This is a genomic window from Pedobacter folensis (genome assembly GCF_056490665.1).
In genome coordinates, this window is record NZ_JBWJIF010000003.1 from 138,947 (window position 1) to 157,932 (window position 18,986).

Sequence of the window (18,986 nt, forward strand, 5' to 3'; positions counted from 1 at the left end):
TGGTGCCTACCCAAAAGCGCCCATAACTATCTTCAAAAAGGGCTGTAATTTCATCATTGCTAATGGATGAGGTATCGTTTTTGTGCTTGGTATATCTGACAAAAGTTTTGGTTTCTGGTTGAAAAAGGTTTAACCCTCCATAATGTGTTCCTACCCAAATTCTGTTTTTTTTTATCCCGTATAACCGATTTTACCAGGTTTGCGCTTAAGCTTTTCGGATCGTTCGGGTTATTTTTATAACGGGTAAAAGTATCGTTTTTTCTGTCGTAGTAATTTAACCCTTCGCCTTCGGTACCAATCCAGAGGTTTTGGTGCTGATCTTCCATGATCGAACTGACTACATTGCTGCTTAAGCCATTTGGCGCTGTAGTGCTTCTATAAACCTTAAATGGCGTATAATTGGGATATACCATGTTAATGGCCCCGTAATAGGTGCCTACCCATATTATGCCCTGCCGGTCCTGGTAAATATCGTAAACGGAGTTTTGACTCAGGCTGGTTGGATCTTCGGGGATATTATGCAGGGAACTGAAATTTTTGGTGGCAGGATGGTAGATGTTAATACCATGTAGCGTTCCAATCCATAATTTGCCTTCCTGATCCATCATAATTTTGCGGACGTTATTGCTGCTAATGCCCGCTGGGTTAAGACTGGAGTATCGGTAGCTTGTAATGGTTTCCGTGCTAAGGTTTAACTTGCTTACGCCCGTTTGTTTGGTGCCGATCCATAAATTATTTTCACGGTCTTCAACCATGGTTGTAATGTGGTTATCAATTGCTTTATTCAACTCTTCGCTAAAATCTTTAAAATACCTGAGGTGTATTTTCCCATCTTTAAAGCGCATGTTTACTAAACCATAAGTTGTACTTAACCATAATGTTCCGTTATGGTCCTCTGTAATGGCATAAATTTGCTGGCGTTGCTTTTGCTTATCTAAAAAGCGTTTAAATTTATACTTTCCATTGGTGCTGAGCAGGTTTAAACCATTTGTGGTACCGATCCAAACACGATTCTTTTTGTCCTGAAAAATGCAATTTACTCCGGAATTACTAATGCTATTCGGATCTTTGCGATTGTACGCATAGCGGTCGAAGTTATCATCCCCTTCATTATATTTATTCAGCCCATTTGAGGTGCCAATTAATAATGTTCCATCTTTTAATGCTAAAATAGACGAGAGAAAGGAAGCATTGCTTAGGCTTTTCTCATTATTGTTTTCGTGATAATATACCTTGAAAGATTTAGAATCGTATTTATTTAACCCGAACCGGGTGCCAAACCAGATAAAACCCCTGGCATCTTGAGCAATAGATAATACCGAACTTTGTGTTAGCCCGTTTTCTACATTGAGGTGTTTAAAAGCATATTTGTTTTGGGCATTACTTACAATGATAAAAAATATTAAAGTAAATGTTAGCAGGTATTTCATGTTGGCAGAAAGTGAGGGATGTTTAGCTTTTACCTGATTAAAAGTACAAAATGTTTCTATTATAAAAATCAAATCTGTTTGGCAAGGCAATTTTAATACTTTATCTGCTTATTTGCCCTGTTTAATGCTGGTTTCTGCCTTTATTTAGGATTTTTATACCTATTTGTTTAGGATTTTACCCCCTTCTTTTTTTCGCTTCTAAATAGATTTGACCCTATGCATTTGTAACTGATTGCATTGTGATAACCAAATATTTAATAACCAAAATTTATCCGTAAGTAAAGCGAATGCCCTGCCATTCCTTAACACCGGACAAGCAACTAGCCAACAAACAAGAACTATATGAGGAAAACTTACTTTAAGCAATTAATGCTTTTTTCGTTAACCGTATACGCTGTATGCCCAGGTGTGGCCAATGCAAATACCATACGAGTCAAAAGCCATGTAAAGGGAAAAATTGGGTTTACTAAAAACCATAGGTTGGAAGTAACTGGAACGGTGACCGATAACTTTGGTAATCCATTGTTTGGTGTAAAGGTTTCGATTAAAGAAACCGGAACCAGTGTTTCTACCGATAAAAACGGGAAGTATAAAATAAGTGCTGTAGAAGGCGATGTTTTAGTCTTTACGCTTAACGGCTATCTGGTAAAAGAGGTAGAAGCGAATCAGGCTTTATTGAACGTGAGTTTAGGCGAAAGTCAAAAACGCCAGGCTACTACACCCGTATTATATGGCGAACAAAGCGTAACAACCAACCTGCAATCTACTTCAACCGTTTATAACAGCGATTTAATTAAGGTTCCGGTAGCCGGAATAAATAATGCATTATCTGGTAGATTGGCTGGTTTGTATACTTTACAAAGCAGCGGCAGGCCGGGTGCCGATGGAACAAGTATTACAGTTAGGGGAAATGTACCATTAGTTTTAGTTAATGGCGTGCCGAGAGATTATCCTTCTATCGACCCTGAGGAAATAGAATCTGTAACTATTCTAAAAGATGGTTTATCTACGGTAATGTTAGGGCAGCAATCTTCTAACAGTGTAGTGATGATAACCACACGTAAGGGGGAAGTTGGAAAACAGCGGATCTCGTTAACCGCACAGGCAGGTTTACAATCGGCTATTAAATTGCCCCAGCCCTTAGGTGCTTTTGATTACGCTACTCTATACAATGAAGCATTGGCAAACGATGGAAAAGCACCACGTTATACTGCTGCTGATTTAAATGCCTGGGCAACCGGATCAGACCCTGTATTTCATCCTGATGTAGATTGGTATGGGACGATCTTAAAACCAAATACAGTTTTTAGCCGGTATAATTTAAATACCTATGGTGGAGGTAATTCTACAAGATATTTTCTTGACGTAGATTATCTCAATCAGAGCGGTATCCTTAAACAGGATGATCAAAATACTTACAGTACCAATACCGATTATAAAAGGTACTTGGTTCGTACGAATATCGATATAGATATTACGCCTACAACTTTATTAAACTTAAACTTATTTGGTCGCATCCAAAATGGCAACCAGCCAGGCGGGGCAGGGGCCAATACTGCCATTTTTACGACTGGCACAACCTTATCAAACTTTGGTGGTAACAATATTTTTGCGCAACTGGCTGCTACACCAAATAATGCTTATCCTGTTTTTAATCCTAATGGCTCGCTGGCTGGTAGTTCTGATTATCAAACCAATTTATGGGCAGCAACTACTCGCTCGGGTTATTTTTATAACAGTACAAGAGATGTTTCTGCGGATATCTCTTTACGGAAAACGCTCGATAATGTAACCAAAGGTTTATGGTTAAAAGCCCTGGCCAGTTTTAATACCAGTGTATCAGAAAACATTATCCGCACCAAACAGTATGCGGTTTACAAACTGGCGAGTACCAATCCTGATGTATATCAGAAATTTGGTATAGATGGTCAGCAGATTAATCTTTCTACCAATTCTGGTCAGAGCAGAAATTTATTTGTTGATTTTTCTGCCGGGCTAGATAAAACTTATGGTAATCACAGTATTAATGCACTTTTAAAATACAATTCGCAAAGTGCGCAAACGGCCAATCAAATCCCAATGATCTTTAGTAATTTATCCGGAAGGCTAGATTATAACTATAAAGAAAAGTATTTGGCTGAGGTTGCTTTAAGTTATAGCGGCTTAAACAGATATGAGGAGGGCAATCGCTTTGGGTTCTTTTATGGCTTTGGTTTAGGATGGAATATTGCGAAAGAAGATTTTTTAAAAGATACCAAATGGCTAAATGCGCTTAAAGTAAGAGCCAACTATGCTTATACAGGTAATGCAAATGCTGGTTATTTTGCTTATAAGCAATATTATGTAACGGGTGGTACTTACAATTATGGCACCACGCCAACAGCAATCGCCGGAACAACAGAAGGTACATTGGCTAACCTGAACATTACCTGGGAGAAAGCAAACCAATATAACTTTGGTATTGATGCAAGTTTGTTTAACAATAAGCTCTCCATAGCTGCTGATTATTTCAATAATGAGAATTTTGATCTGGTCCAAACCAGGGGAAGGAGTTCGGCATTATTGGGTACTTCCTATCCTGCAGAAAACATAGGCATCAACAGATATTCGGGAGTAGAGTTCGACCTGAAGTACAGCAATAATATCGGTAACTTTAACTATTACATTGCTCCAAATGTTTTCTCGCTCCAAAAAATCATTCAATATCAGGATGAGATCGATAGGCCATACCCATGGATGGTTAGAACAGGGCAGCGCGAAGATCAAACCTTTGGTTATATCGCCGATGGTTTGTTTCAAAACCAGGCCGAGATTAATTCAAGTGCAAAAATACAAGGCTACAGCCCGGTACCAGGCGATATTAAATATAAAGATTTAAATAACGATGGCATTATCAACGAGCTTGATATTCAGTCACTCAAAAACAATAATCCAATCTGGTTTTATGGTTTAAATTTAGGTTTTAGCTATAAAGGTTTCGATTTTTCTGCCCTGCTACAGGGTGTTCAAAACCGTTATGTTTATGTTTCCGGCTCAACAGAATGGGCATTCCAGAACAATGGTTTAGGACAGGCTTTTGAACAAAATCTTGGCCGATGGACACCTGCCACAGCAGGCACTGCCACACAGCCGCGCTTAACTATTGGTTCAAACCCGAATAACGAAGCCATCTCATCATACTGGTTGCACGATGGAAGTTATGTACGCCTAAAAAATGTTGAATTAGGATATACACTTCCCAAACTGCTCACCAGTAAACTAAAACTGGCTTCAATCCGCTTTTTTGTAAATGCTGTAAACGCAGTTACATTATCAGCTTATGATAGGGTAGATCCTGAGGTTTACGGAAATGGTTATCCGCTGCAAAGAGTGGTTAACGCTGGTTTAAATGTGAAATTTTAATGCTGGGTTGATATGAAAGTTCACAGCATTCAGGGGAAATTCTGAATCATGAGCATTTCATCACCATTAAAAACAAATTAGAAACAGATGAAAATTAAGATAAAAGAAATAGTTGGTGTTTTAGCCATGACCATCATTGGTTTTACGGCATGTAAAAAGCCACTATACGAAACAGAGCCAACCAGTCAGGATATTACTTACGTTTTCGATAAAACAGACTCGCTGGGCATACAGGCCAAAACATTTTTAGCAGATATTTATTCTTATCTGCCAAATGGATACAATAGAATAGGCAATGATGTATTAGATGCAGCTTCTGATGATGCCATTAGTTCATCGCCAGCAAGCACCATCGAGTATTTTGTTAACGGCCGTATTTCTGCCGTGGCTACTGTAGATAACTCGTGGGACAATAATTACAAAACCATTAGAAGGGCCAATATATTCCTGGCCAATATTGATGTGGTGCCATTAAATCAAAAAGGATTAAAAGTGTTCTGGAAATCGGAAGCCAGAATACTTAGAGCAATTGCTTATTTCGAACTGATTAAACGTTTTGGTGGTGTGCCATTATTGGGTGATAAGGTTTTAGGTTTGGATGATAATATTCAATTGCCCAGAAATACTTACGCTGAGTGTGTAAAATATGTGGCTGATGAATGTGATGCTTTAAAGGCTATTGCCAGACCCGATAACACGCTGGCTGCTGACGAAGATTATGGAAGGGTAACCCAGGGCGTTGCACTTGCCTTAAAAGCACGAATTTTATTATACGATGCCAGTCCATTAAACAATCCAACTAATGATTTAACCAAATGGGCTGCGGCAGCACAGGCGGCTAAAGATGTAATGAACCTGAATATATTTTCATTAACTGCCGCTTATACTTCGGTTTTTAACACACGTAAAAATAGTGAGGTTATTCTTGCCTACCAGCGAGCAGTAACTTTCGATCTCGAAACCAGGAATGCACCTGTCGGATATACGGCTACCAATGCATCGGGTTCTGGTTACACCAGCCCTACGCAAGAACTGGTTGATGCTTTTGATATGGCTAATGGTAGAGCGATAAGTGATCCGGCATCAGGTTATAATGCTGCAGATCCTTACACAGGCAGAGATCCAAGGTTTTACAGAACTATTTTTCACAACAACGCAAAATGGTTAAATAGAATAATCCAAACCTATGATGGGGGTTTAGACAGACCTGGAAGTGCGGTAAACGTGCAAACCCGGACCGGTTATTATATGCGTAAATTTTTGAACGAAACTTTTGAAAGTGCTTCGGTTTACAGCAATCAAACACACAATTTCCCGATTTTCAGATATGCAGAGATTTTGCTCAATTATGCCGAGGCCATGAACGAAGCGGCAGATAATGCCGTAAACAGAACTGAAGCTTTTAACCAGTTAAAAGCTTTAAGGTTAAGGGCGGGTATTGCGGTAGGCAGCACAGCAGGATATCAACATGGATTAAAAACCACTATGACCCAGGCAGAAATGAGAGAGGCGATCAGACATGAACGTAGGGTGGAAATGGCTTTCGAAGAGCAGCGTTTTTGGGATATACGCAGATGGAAAATAGCCGGAACAGTATTGAATGGCACTTTGCATGGCATGCAGATTATCAAAAATGCAAATGGCACATTCTCTTATACTCAAACAAATGCGCTCAATGTGTCGTTCGATGCCGCTAAGATGTATCGTTATCCAATTGCAGCCAGCGAGGTGAACAAGAACAGAAACTTAACGCAAAACCCAGGCTGGTAATTGGAGATTTTAAAAATTGTTAAATGATAACCATACCTATTATGCAAAAAATATTATATAAATTATTAATCCCTTTTATCCTTTTGCCCGGCATTTCTTTGGCGCAAACGGTTATTAGAGGAACTGTAGTCGATAATTCGGGCCCCTTACCTGGTGCTACAATTGTAGAAAAGGGCTTAACCAACAATGGTGCCGTGAGTGATGGTGAAGGTAAATTTCAATTTACTTTAAAAGGCACCTCAAAAACCCTTATTGTTAAATCAATCGGTTACTTAACCCAGGAGGTTAATGTTGCTGGAAAAACAGTAGTATCCATCAATTTAAAGGCCGATACTAAGGGCCTGGATGAAGTGTTGGTTGTTGGTTTTGGTAAGCAAAAGAAAATTACCAATACCGGAGCTATCAGTTCGATTTCGGCATCAGAGATTAAACAGAATCCAAGTGCAAGTATCCAGAATACCCTCGCAGGTCGATTGCCAGGTTTTACTTCACAACAAAGAAGTGGCCAACCTGGAGCAGACGGGGCAGCTTTCTTTATCCGCGGCGTAAGTACTTATGCCGGTAGTACCTCTCCTTTAATTATTGTTGATGATGTGGAATATGATTATAACCAGGTTTCCGATATCGATCCCAATGAAGTAGAAACTGTTTCCATTTTAAAAGATGCCTCCACCACTGCTGTTTATGGAATTAAAGGTGCGAATGGCGTATTGGTGATCACCACTAAAAGAGGATTAGCCGGTAAACCACGAATTAATCTAAAGTCGGAGGCAGGTTATCAGATGGATGTAAATACTCCTGAATTCTTAAATTCTTATGAGGCTAAATTATTAAACAATGAGGCACTCAGAAATTCGGGCGATTTAACCAATAAAGCTTATGCTACAGACGCCGATTTGGCTGCTTACCGAGATCATACCGATCCTTATGGACATCCTGATATTGATTGGTGGAAAACCATTTTTAAACCAGGTGCTATGATTACCAGGCAGAACCTCGATTTTCAGGGTGGAACAGAAAGTGTAAAATACTTTGTATCGGCAGGTTATTTATGGCAGAATGGTAATGTAAGGGATTTTAGTTCAGATAACGGTGTAAATAGTAACTTCTATTACAAACGTTATAATTTTAGATCGAACTTAGATATTCAGGCAACCAAAACCTTAAGTATCCGCTTAGATTTAACCGGACGTTTCGGCGAAACCAACCAACCTTTTAATTCACAACAGGGCAATGCCTATTATGCAAACGGAAATGGTATTGTTGGCGAAATTTACAGTGGTGGTTATTTGCCACCCTGGGCTTTCCCGGTTACCAATCCAAATGGCTCGTACCCATACAACCCTTTGTTAACCAATGCAAATACCAGTATTATTGGCCGTTTGGCAGAGTCAGGTTATTCGAGAACTTTTGATAATGACCTGAATATTGTTTCGAGCGCCAGTCAGAAGTTAGATTTTATTACACCTGGTTTGGCGGCCAAAGTATTATTATCATATGCAAGTGCCCAAAGTTATAGTGTAAGTGCAAGTAGGACCGCATTACCTTATTATTTATATAATTCGGCTACGGGGCTTTACCTGCCACTAAATGCTACGCAGTACCGTACTCCGCCATTTGCAGCAGGATACAGCAATACCAGTATTTTCCGTACCTTAAGTACACAATCATCTTTAAATTACGATCGTAATTTTGGCGACCACCGTGTATATGGTTTGATATTGTATAACGATAACCGTGTAATTAATTCCACTACCACAGGTGATGCCAATCAAGGTCCAGGAGTGCCAACAGTAATTACTGGAACAACGCTTAGGGGTGGTTACGATTACAAAAACAAATATCTGATTGAATTTAACGCCGCCTACAATGGTACCGACCGTTTTACAGGTTCGAAAACCAAAGGTTGGTTCCCTGCTGCATCGATAGGCTGGAATATTTCTGAAGAGAAGTTTTTCTCCGATAATATCAAGTTTATAGATTTATTTAAAATCAGGGCATCATATGGTATGGTGGGATCGGATGATATTGGTGGGGCGAAAAAATTCCTCCAGCTATATACTTTAGGAACGGGTTCTTACAATTTTGGTACATCACCTACTTCATATAACGGCATTACCGAGGGTAGTTTAGGAAACCTGGATGTAACCTGGGAGAAAGAAAAGAAACTTGATGTGGGTATTGATCTGAATATGTTTAAAGGTAAGCTAAAAATTACTGCCGATTATTTCAATAACGACAGGTACGATATTTTAACCACCAGACAAAGCGTTCCCTTTACCATTGGGGTAGGTTTACCACCAGTTAACCTGGGTAAAGTAAATAACAGAGGTTTTGACGGAGAGGTAAGCTACAACGAAAAAATTAACGATTTCTCGGCAGGGGTAAGGTTAACCTTTTCTTATGCCAAGAATAAAATCCTGTATCAAGATGAAGCACAGCCTGCTTATCCCTGGTTAGCGGCTACAGGCAACCCAATTGGTCAGTATTTTGGATGGCACTTTTTAGGCTTTTATACTGCAGCAGAAATCGCCGATCCTAATGTGGCCAAACCAACAACAGCAGTCGGTCCAGGTGATATGAAATATCAGGATTTGAATGGAGATAAAATTATTGATGATACCGATAAAGGGGTAATTGGCAAACCAAACCTGCCAAACACTACCTATGGGGCAAACTTTAATTTCGGGTATAAAAACTTTTATCTGAATGTATTTTTCCAGGGTTCATATGGTTATAGTACCCGTTTCCACTCGGAGACTATTACTCCTGGAAACTCGAACTATCAGCCGATACATTTGCAACGCTGGACACCAGAAACAGCTGCTACAGCTATCTTTCCACGATTGGGTGGGAATGCGGTAACCAATTTTCCAAATGCAACCAACAATTTCTCTGATTTTTGGACGAGAGACAATTATTATGTGCGTTTAAAAACGGCAGAAATCAGCTACCTGTTTCCAAATGCATTGGCCAAAAAACTACGCCTTTCTGCAATAAGGCTATATGCCAATGGTAACAACCTGCTTACCTGGACCAACGTAACCGACCTTTACCAGGTAGATCCTGAAAATGGAAACAGTACCACAACGGTAATCAGTGTTTATCCAACCCAGCGTATTTATAATCTTGGATTAAATGTTACATTTTAATTAAATGATCATGAAACCATCATGGGCATGCTGTTTAAAAATAGTGATGAATATGCCCATGATAGCTTCATCAACTAGAAAATAAATCATTATACAGATGAAAAAGAAAATTTCCATCATAGCCTTATTTGCGCTTATCATCATCAGCTATTCCTGTAAAAAAGGAGGCTTATTGGATGAGAGTACTTTAACTACCTTAAACGAAGAAACTACCTTTGCCGACAGTATAAATACCCAGGCGTTTTTAACGCGCATCTATCAGCAGGTTGGCTTTCAATATGATATTCAGTACCTTGATGCCGGTGGGCATTCGGGTGCGGCTGATGAAGGTGTTGCGGGCCGTTACAACGGTACCCAAAATTCAGCAGTGGTTATTGCCTTTGGTCTGGTGTCTAAAAGCTCAACCAATAGCGATTTTACTGGTATGTGGTCAGTGCCTTATCAAAATATCAGAAGGGTAAATGTACTTCTGCAGAATATTGGTGGTGCACCATTAAGTGCAGCAACCAAAAAAGGCATGATTGCCGAAGCCAGGTATTTAAGAGCCTGGTATTATTTCCTGTTGATCAGGGCTTTTGGAGGTGTTCCATTACTGGGTGATAAGGTTTATGATATTACCGAGGATTTTAACTTGAAAAGATCAACCTACCAGGAGTGTGTAAATTATATCGTTTCAGAATGCGACGCGGCAAAAGCAGATTTACCAACCAATGTAACCATTCTGCCTCAAAATTATGGTCGTATTACCCAGGGAACCTGCATGGGTTTAAAATCGCGTGTTTTACTATATGCCGCAAGTCCTTTATTTAACGGTGGTCAGCTCGCTACGGGAGGTGAAGTGCGTGAGCTAACAGGTTATGCTGCTTACGATAAAGAACGCTGGAAAAAGGCTGCCGATGCTGCATTGGATATTATCAATACCGGTAACTATTCTTTATATGTAGATAATGGTGCGGCAAGCGGTACAACCAACAGAAACGGATATGGCTTTTATAAGGTTTTTCAGATGCGGGTAAACAGCGAATACCTGTTTGCGGCAATGAGGGGTGCACAACGTGAGTTTGAAACTTTTTTACTGCCACAGAGCAGATCTGGTGGTTATGCCTTTACGGTAAGCCAGCAAACAGTAGATAAGTTTCCGATGATTAATGGTAAAGCCATTAATGAAGCAGGTTCTTTATACGATCCGGCCAATCCTTACGCCAACCGTGATCCCCGTTTTGCCAATTCTGTCATTTATAACGGAGCACCCTGGATTTTAAGCGGTAATAATGCTGCTCCGGTAAATACTTATGTAGGTTCTGGCACAACAGACGCTGTAAGTGGGCCGCTTGGATTTAATACGGGTTACTTTCCACGTAAATATCTGTTAGAAAATTCTACAGGGAATGGAGAGCGGTGCTGGGGGCTAATCCGATATGCAGAAATTTTATTGAATTATGCTGAAGCCCTTAACGAGTATAGCGGACCAGTAGCAGAAGTGTACGCGCAGCTAAGGAAAATAAGAGAGCGTGCTGGTATTACTGCAGGTACAGATGGTAATTATGGAATTAAGGCCGATGCCACACAAGATGAAATGCGCACCATTATACAAAAAGAACGCGATGTAGAATTGTTTATGGAAGAACACCGTATGTGGGATGCCAGAAGATGGAAAACAGCTGCGGTTGATTTTGAAAAACCAATACGTGGCGTTAAGATTACCAAAACAGGCAATACTTATAGCTACGAATATGTAGATGTGCGTGAACATCATTTTCCAGCCAACTATGGTTTATTCCCGATGTTGGCTTCAGAAATCGCAAAAAATACCGCATTGATCCAAAATCCAGGCTGGTAAAAAATAAGAAACATCAGTTCAAACTGATAAAAAATGGTTAGTCGTTAGTTTGGGCCACCTTGCCTGGCTTGGTGGCTTTTTTAAATGTTAAAATTTATTATTGAAGCGAAAATTAAATAGAAATGCCGTTTAACAAATTAAGATACACCCGTAGCTTACTGAAAGCATACCTCTCTGTACCCTTGCTGATATTGCCTTACATTACCTGTGTGGCGCAAATACCAGCTAATGAGGTAAACTGGCCTGTTTTTATGGCCAGGCAAAACTTAAAATGGGATCATCTTGGTAAAGATTATTACAGTGGCATTATCCTGGGTAACGGGCTGCTCGGTACCAATATTTATAAAGAAAACGACAGTCTAATCCGTTTCGATATAGGCAGGAGTGATGTCGTAGATCACCGCGAAAAACTGATGCCTGCCGCAGGTAAATTATATACGCAATCACGTTTGCCCATCGGTTATTTTACGCTTAAAACTGAAGGTAAAATAACAGGTGCCAAAATAGAACTCGATATTTACAATGCCGAAGCCAAAGGCAGTATATCTACTACGCAGGGAACAATCTCCTTTACGGCCTTTGTAGCAGCCAATCAAAATGTAATTAGCATTTCGGTCAATGCCACGCAGCAAGAAAAAGTTTCAGCCTGGAAATGGAACCCGGGTAAAAGTATCAGCCCGAGATACCTGCAAGGCTACCCCACAGATAAACCTGCAAACTATCCGGAAAACCCGCCTGTAAAAATTTCGACTGAAAACGGTTATACCTTTTGTAATCAACCCTTATTCAATAATGGTGGTTATACCACAGCTTATCAAATTAGTGGTCATGCCAGTGCTGGTAAACTGCTGGTCAGTGTGGGCTACGATGGATATAATAATCTTGATGAAACTCAAGAGGCCTTAACTAACCTTAAAAACTTTAATTCCGGTAAGGAAGGTATTGCGGCACACCGCAATTGGTGGCATCGCTATTATCAGCAGAGTTTTGTTGCCCTGCCCGATAAACGCATGGAAAACTTTTATTGGATACAGCTTTACAAACTTGCTTCGATAACCCGTGCAGATAAACCCATAGCCGACTTAATGGGGCCATGGACAAGTGCTACACCCTGGCCAGCCATCTGGTGGAATTTAAATACCCAGCTTACTTATTCACCAATATTTACGGCCAATCATTTAGAATTAGGCGAATCGCTGTTTAAGTCCTTAAATGTTCATCAGCAAAATTTAATCAACAATGTTCCGGCGCAATGGCGTAATGATGCTGCTGCCATAGGAAGGAGCTCTTCTTACGATCTGGTCAGCCCAATTACGGAAGCAGAGATTAACAAAGGGACTTTTGAGCCTGCAAACCTCACCTGGATGTTGTATTATTATTACCAGTATTATGCCTATTCCAAAGATGAGCAGACCCTCCGCACTAAAATTTATCCTTTATTAAAAAGATCGGCAAATTTTTTAATCCATCAGCTTAAGCAGGATGAAAAGGGGATTTATCATTTTCCAATGTCTCATTCTCCGGAATACAAAAATGCAGAAGATGCAAATTATACCTTATCGAGTTTAAGCTGGGCTTTGCAAACTTTAATTAAGGTAAATAAAGCACTGCAGTTAAAAGATGCCGATGCCGATAAATGGAGTTTGATATTGAAAAACCTGGCACCTTTTCCCGTTGGAGATACCGGGTTTTTGATCGGCAAAGATGTGCCGTTAAACAGTTCGCACAGGCACTATTCACACTTACTGATGATTTACCCATATAATCTGGTGAATTGGGAGCAGCCAGAAAATAAGGAACTGATCAGCTTATCTTTAAAAAACTGGCTTTCTTATAAAAATGCGCTTGCTGGATTTTCTTTTAGCGGTGCGGCCTCCATTTATGCCGGTATGGGAAATGGCGATATGGCTTACCAGTGGTTAAATGAACTGTTCGATCGTTTTATGCAGGTCAATACCCTGTACCGCGAATCAGGGCCGGTTATCGAAACACCATTGGCAGCAGCGACGTCGGTGCAGGAAATGCTGATCCAAAGCTGGGGAGATAAAATCAGGATTTTCCCTGCCATTCCATCCAGCTGGAAAAATGTGTCGTTTAAACAGCTTAGGGCAGAAGGTGCTTTTTTGGTCAGCGCAGATATGCAAAATGGCGAGACAAAAAACATTAAAATAAGCAGTTTAAAAGGAGGGACCCTAACATTAGTGAGCAACATGGGTAAATTTTCCATCCGGTCGAATAAGCGGAGTAAAATTGATTATGAGCAATATGAGGAAGGCGAAAAAATCAAAATTGAAATTAAAAAAACCATAATTGGAGAAACCATACAGCTGGTTTCTGCTAGCTTTGAAGAAAAACAAGCGCCAGATTTTCCTTATAGTCAATATCAAAACTGGTTCTGGGGCTTAAATAAAAAATAAAGATGTTTGCCGTAAATAAAAAAACAAACGACAAAATAAAGTTTCACCAAAAAGTTAGACTTGGATTCCTGGCGGGATGCTTAGTGCTGATGAGTATACCAGTGAAAGCGCAAAACGAACCTTTTAATATGATTCTGCAACGTATTAATCAAGATTTGCAGACTTTTGTTAAAGATAAGCCCTTGGCTGATGAGGTTAGTCAGCACCTTAAAAGTCTAAATACTGATGGCAGCTGGCAGGATGTTAATTATGCCGATGCCCAATATGATCCCTTAAAACGGATTAAAGATATGGCAACGGTTTATATCCGCCCATCGAACAAGCTGTATAATAACACCGAGCTCCATAGCGCGATTGTTAAGTCATTACAAAATTGGCTGGATAAAAACCCGAAGAACAAGAATTGGTGGTACAACGATATTTTTTATCCGCAAGCGATCGGGCAAACCTTGATATTAATGCGCAGTGCAAAAACAGGACTTCCTCCAGCGTTAGAGAATGCATTGATTAAACGGATGATCAGAAAGTTAAGAGTTGGTGATGGCGCCAACACTTCTGACGAGGCCTTACATTATTTATACCGGGCCTGTTTAACTCAGAATAAGGCAACCCTCGATTCTGCCGCGAAATATCTCTTCGAACCTATTGCCATAACCGACGGAAAAGAAGGTGTTCAGGTTGATGGCAGTTATTATCAACATGGAAAACAACAGGCCATTGCCAGTTATGGAAGGGTGTTTGCCGGAAATTCGGTTAATGCGGCTTTTTATTTGAGAGAAACGGAATATGCCTTGCCGAAAGATCAGTTGGCTATTTTGGTCAATTACCTTAAAAATACTTTCTTAAAAACCATAAGAGGATCGTTTTACGATTTTAATGTACGCGGACGCGGGATTAGCCGTAAAGATTCGTTGAGCAGTGGCATGGGCGGTATGGTCAGTAAAATTAAACTTTTCGATCCCGAAAACACGGCTTACTGGGATGCTTCAACATTAAGAACGTCGGGTAAAGAGCCTGCCAGTTATGGTGTTATGCCTGGTCACAACCAATATTGGAAAAGCGGCTATACACTGCATGTTCGTCCTGCATATACCTTTAGCGTCCAAACCGCATCTACCCGAACCTTGCGTACAGAGCGTGGCAATAACGAAAATATATTGGGGAAATTTTTACCCGATGGGGCAACCAATATTCAACGCAATGGAGCTGAATATGCCAATCTGATGCCGGTATGGGAATGGGATAAAATCCCCGGAACCACCAGTAGAGATTATGCCGATGATCATGGCGCAACCATAAAAAGCGATTGGGGAATTCCGGGTACAACCAAATTTGTAGGCGGAGTTAGTGATGGTGTTTATGGCGTTTCGTGTTACGATTTAAACTACGATAGTGTTCAGGCCAAAAAAGCCTGGTTCTTTTTTGATCAGGAAATAGTTTGTTTAGGCGCTGGGATTAGGAGTGACTCGAAAGAAAATATCACCACCACCATTAACCAGACCTGGTCGAGGGGTGAGGTCATTTCCTCAAATGGCACACATGCTAATGGCAACAGCGAAATCTGGGCACTTCATGATAGTATTGGGTATATATTTCCCCAAGGTGGGGAATTAGAGATTAGCAATAATCCCCAAAATGGAAGCTGGTACCGCATCAATCAATTTCAGAGCAAAACCGAATTGCAACATAAGGTATTTAAAATCTGGTTAAATCATGGTCAAAATCCCCAGCATGCCAGCTACCAATACCTGGTTTTGCCGGGAATTGATGCTAAAGGTTTAAAGAAATACAACCGATCGATGATACAGGTATTAAAAAATACAGAAGAAATCCAGGCGGTAAAACATATAGGTTTAAATATGCTGCAGGCTGTGTTTTACAAGGCAGGCACATTATCGGTTAACGGATTATTCCTCCATGTTGATCAGCCTTGTGCCGTTTACATTAAAGAGTTGAATACTAAAAGCCCAGTGCTTTACCTGGCAGATCCTGCACAGGAACATACTACTGTACATGTAGAACTTAAACTCCCGGGTTTATCAAAACCAAAAAGCATAGCTTGTACTTTGCCAGATGGTGCTTTTGCAGGTGCTACAGCAAGTTTTAAGATAAAAGAATAATAATAAACAGACTAGGATATGCGCTGCGAAGGAGCGCTTCATTACCTTTAAAAACACAAATATACAGATGAAAAAAATCAATTTAATTGCCGCATTACTCCTGCTTACGGGGGCTGGCTCATTTGCCCAAACCGCCAGGAAGCCAATGGCCCAGTTAATTAACGATGAATTTAAATTCGCCGCTGACCAATATAAAGTGCTGGCTAAAAATATACCTGAGGGCAAAACACCTCAAAGTTTCGATAAAGGTAAATCTATAAACTACGATATTAAGTGGTGGTGCAGCGGTTTTTATTCAGGCAGTTTGTGGTACATATACGAACAAACCAAAGATCAGAACATTAAAAAAGAGGCAGAGCTGGCCTTAAAAGTAATAGAACCCAACCAAACTTATACCGGAAACCACGATTTAGGTTTTATGATGTACTGTAGTTTTGGGAATGCTTACCGTTTAACAGGCAAAGCAGAATATAAAGCCGTAATTCAGCGTTCTGCTGAATCTCTCGCTACGCGTTACCGTCCGGTTGTTAAATCAATCCAATCATGGAACAAAAGCAAAATGTGGGAGTGTCCGGTAATTATTGATAATATGATGAATCTCGAAATGATGAACTGGGCAAGCGATAATGGTGGAGATAAGAAGTATAAAGAGATTGCTATTACACACGCCAATACCACTTTGAAAAATCATTTCCGACCAGATTTTAGTTCTTACCATGTGATAGATTATAACCCACAAACTGGCGAAATCATTAAAAAAGCAACCTGGCAGGGCGCTGCAAATTGCTCTGCGTGGTCGCGCGGACAAGGCTGGGCCTTATATGGTTATACCATGATGTACCGTTTTACCAAAGACGAAAGCTATTTAAAACAAGCCAAAGGTATTGCGCACTTTATATTAAACCATCCAAATTTACCAGCCGATAAAATACCATTCTGGGATTTCGATGCACAAGGTATTCCTTTTGCCAAGCGCGATGCCTCGGCAGGTGCATTAATCGCTTCGGCATTGTTAGAGCTGGGGCAGTATGCTTCAGGAAGCGAAAAAGCTGAATTCAAATCTGCGGCAGAAACCATGATTTATTCACTTGCGGGTAATGCCTACCATGCAAAATTAGGTGAAAACGGGGGCTTTTTATTAATGCATAGCACCGGTGCTTATCCATTAAACAGCGAAATAGATGTGCCTTTGGTTTATGCTGATTACTACTATTTAGAGGCTTTGGCGAGATATAAAAAATGGTATTTGTAAAGATTGATCATGACAGGATTTTAATAAAAAGCGTCGTTATCCTGAATTTATTTCAGGATCTTTCCTGCATTAAAGCATGCCGATGCCGACGCTTCAGGACAGCATGACGATTTCGTAAGGAAAAGAAGCTAAAAATTGATCAATACAAAATAATACAGATCGCTTAATCGGGTAAAATAGTAGCAGATCACAGGCCACCTAGACCCGATTGAAGTGGACACGAGCCCGATTTTCATCGGGAGAGTAAAACGGAAAGCGGGAAGAAACTTGAATGGTAGTGCAGAAACCTGCTCTCCAAATAATTTAAATCTAACACTGAGTTTTAAGACTCACACTATAAAGAAAATGAAATACAAACTAATTTTTTCGGCACTGCTGATCTTCTCACAGTTTGCTTATGCACAAAAGAAACCGGCCACTGGCGCCGAAGACCGTGCCTTTTGGGTTAAAACCTTAAACCGCATCGCTTACCCGGTAATCCATAACCTGGCTAACGAAACGTTAAAAAAGAACATGCCTGTAGAAAAAGCACCCGGTTATGGCTTAAATGCGGCTAAAGTTACTTATCTCGAAGCATTAGGACGCACCATTGCAGGTGTTGCACCATGGCTGGCTTTACCAGACGATGATTCTGCAGAAGGTAAACTTAGAAAAACCATGCGTACCGAACTTTTAAAAGGTTTGGCCAATTCGGTAAATCCCGAGAGTCCCGATTATATCAGTTACCGCTCAGAAAGTCAGCCTATTGTTGATGCGGCCTATGTTGCACATGCCTTCTTACGTGCACCAAAAGCGCTGTGGGAACCACTTGATGAGCTAACCAAAAAAAGATTTATAGAAGAATTTAAATCCTTACGTACCCGGAGTGGTGCTTATAACAACTGGCTCTTGTTTTCGGGTTTAACCGAAGGTTTTCTGTTAAGCATCGGCGAGCAGTATGATCCTGCCCGTGTTCAGTTTTCGATCAATAAAATGAAAGAATGGTACGTAGGCGATAGCTGGTATAGTGACGGGGAGAAATTTAGCATGGATTATTACAATTCTTATGTCATCCACCCGATGCTGGTTGATCTGTTAAAAGTATTGGTTGACAAGAAAAGAGCAGCTCAGGCCGATTATGATATCGCATTGAAAAGAATGGTGCGTTATTCAGAGTATTTAGAAAGGATCATCTCACCAGAAGGCACTTATCCGGCTTATGGCCGCTCGATCACTTATCGTACGGCTGCCTTTCAGGCATTGGCCCAAACGGCCTTAATGGAAAAACTACCCGAATATGTAAAACCATCGCAAGTTCGTGGTGGCTTAACCGCGGTTATGCATAAACTATATGATGGAAAGCAGAATTTTGACGATAAGGGATGGCTGGTGCTGGGCTTTAATGGTCATCAGCCGGAAGTGGCAGATACCTACACTTCAACGGGAAGTTTATATATGGCCACGCTGGGCTTTTTAACCTTGGGTTTACCCGCCGATAATAAATTCTGGACAGATGCACCTGCACCCTGGACCAGTTTAAAGGCCTGGAGTGGAGAAACCATAAAAAAGGATTATAAAGTTGAGTATTAATACAAATAATAAGTAAGGTATAAATATATTTGCG

9 protein-coding genes are annotated in these 18,986 nt (G+C 40.4%); 8 read left to right on the forward strand and 1 reads right to left on the reverse strand.

Annotated features, from left to right (window positions below):
* Window positions 1–59: 59 nt before the first annotated feature.
* Complete coding sequence (locus AC04QZ_RS15230) at window positions 60–1,502, reverse strand: ligand-binding sensor domain-containing protein (RefSeq protein ID WP_478358451.1); 1,443 nt, start codon at window positions 1,500–1,502, stop codon at window positions 60–62.
* A 270-nt stretch (window positions 1,503–1,772) separates the two neighbouring features.
* Here AC04QZ_RS15230 and AC04QZ_RS15235 point away from each other — a divergent pair, with 270 nt between their 5' ends.
* The 8 genes from AC04QZ_RS15235 to AC04QZ_RS15270 all read left to right on the forward strand — a co-directional run bounded on the left by AC04QZ_RS15235 (window position 1,773) and on the right by AC04QZ_RS15270 (window position 18,952).
* Entirely contained in the window at window positions 1,773–4,832 is a 3,060-nt protein-coding gene (locus tag AC04QZ_RS15235) for a SusC/RagA family TonB-linked outer membrane protein (protein ID WP_478358453.1), read from the forward strand.
* A gap of 87 nt (window positions 4,833–4,919) precedes the next feature.
* Window positions 4,920–6,602 carry a RagB/SusD family nutrient uptake outer membrane protein gene (locus AC04QZ_RS15240; protein WP_478358454.1) on the forward strand — a complete coding sequence of 561 codons (1,683 nt, stop codon included), beginning with the start codon at window positions 4,920–4,922 and terminating at the stop codon, window positions 6,600–6,602.
* Window positions 6,603–6,643: 41 nt separating this feature from the next.
* On the forward strand, window positions 6,644–9,754 hold the full coding sequence (locus AC04QZ_RS15245) for a SusC/RagA family TonB-linked outer membrane protein (RefSeq protein ID WP_478358455.1): 3,111 nt from the start codon (window positions 6,644–6,646) through the stop codon (window positions 9,752–9,754).
* A 97-nt stretch (window positions 9,755–9,851) separates the two neighbouring features.
* A complete protein-coding gene (locus AC04QZ_RS15250) occupies window positions 9,852–11,594 on the forward strand; it encodes a RagB/SusD family nutrient uptake outer membrane protein (protein ID WP_478358456.1) in 1,743 nt (580 codons plus the stop codon).
* A 122-nt stretch (window positions 11,595–11,716) separates the two neighbouring features.
* The gene (locus AC04QZ_RS15255) at window positions 11,717–14,011 is read left to right on the forward strand and encodes a glycosyl hydrolase family 95 catalytic domain-containing protein (protein ID WP_478358457.1); all 2,295 of its coding nucleotides are present in this window, start codon (window positions 11,717–11,719) and stop codon (window positions 14,009–14,011) included.
* Window positions 14,012–14,100: 89 nt separating this feature from the next.
* Window positions 14,101–16,131: a polysaccharide lyase family 8 super-sandwich domain-containing protein gene (locus AC04QZ_RS15260; protein ID WP_478358458.1), complete on the forward strand. Its 2,031-nt coding sequence runs from the start codon at window positions 14,101–14,103 to the stop codon at window positions 16,129–16,131.
* A gap of 67 nt (window positions 16,132–16,198) precedes the next feature.
* Window positions 16,199–17,383: a glycoside hydrolase family 88 protein gene (locus AC04QZ_RS15265; RefSeq protein ID WP_478358459.1), complete on the forward strand. Its 1,185-nt coding sequence runs from the start codon at window positions 16,199–16,201 to the stop codon at window positions 17,381–17,383.
* 345 nt (window positions 17,384–17,728) lie between these two features.
* A complete protein-coding gene (locus AC04QZ_RS15270) occupies window positions 17,729–18,952 on the forward strand; it encodes a DUF2264 domain-containing protein (protein ID WP_478358460.1) in 1,224 nt (407 codons plus the stop codon).
* Window positions 18,953–18,986: the final 34 nt, after the last annotated feature.

Coding starts and splice junctions, on each gene's coding strand:
- AC04QZ_RS15265 (WP_478358459.1), top strand. CDS start 16,199: ATGAAAAAAATCAATTTAATTGCCGCATTACTCCTGCTTACGGGGGCT.
- AC04QZ_RS15240 (WP_478358454.1), top strand. CDS start 4,920: ATGAAAATTAAGATAAAAGAAATAGTTGGTGTTTTAGCCATGACCATC.
- AC04QZ_RS15260 (WP_478358458.1), top strand. CDS start 14,101: ATGAGTATACCAGTGAAAGCGCAAAACGAACCTTTTAATATGATTCTG.
- AC04QZ_RS15255 (WP_478358457.1), top strand. CDS start 11,717: ATGCCGTTTAACAAATTAAGATACACCCGTAGCTTACTGAAAGCATAC.
- AC04QZ_RS15245 (WP_478358455.1), top strand. CDS start 6,644: ATGCAAAAAATATTATATAAATTATTAATCCCTTTTATCCTTTTGCCC.
- AC04QZ_RS15235 (WP_478358453.1), top strand. CDS start 1,773: ATGAGGAAAACTTACTTTAAGCAATTAATGCTTTTTTCGTTAACCGTA.
- AC04QZ_RS15270 (WP_478358460.1), top strand. CDS start 17,729: ATGAAATACAAACTAATTTTTTCGGCACTGCTGATCTTCTCACAGTTT.
- AC04QZ_RS15250 (WP_478358456.1), top strand. CDS start 9,852: ATGAAAAAGAAAATTTCCATCATAGCCTTATTTGCGCTTATCATCATC.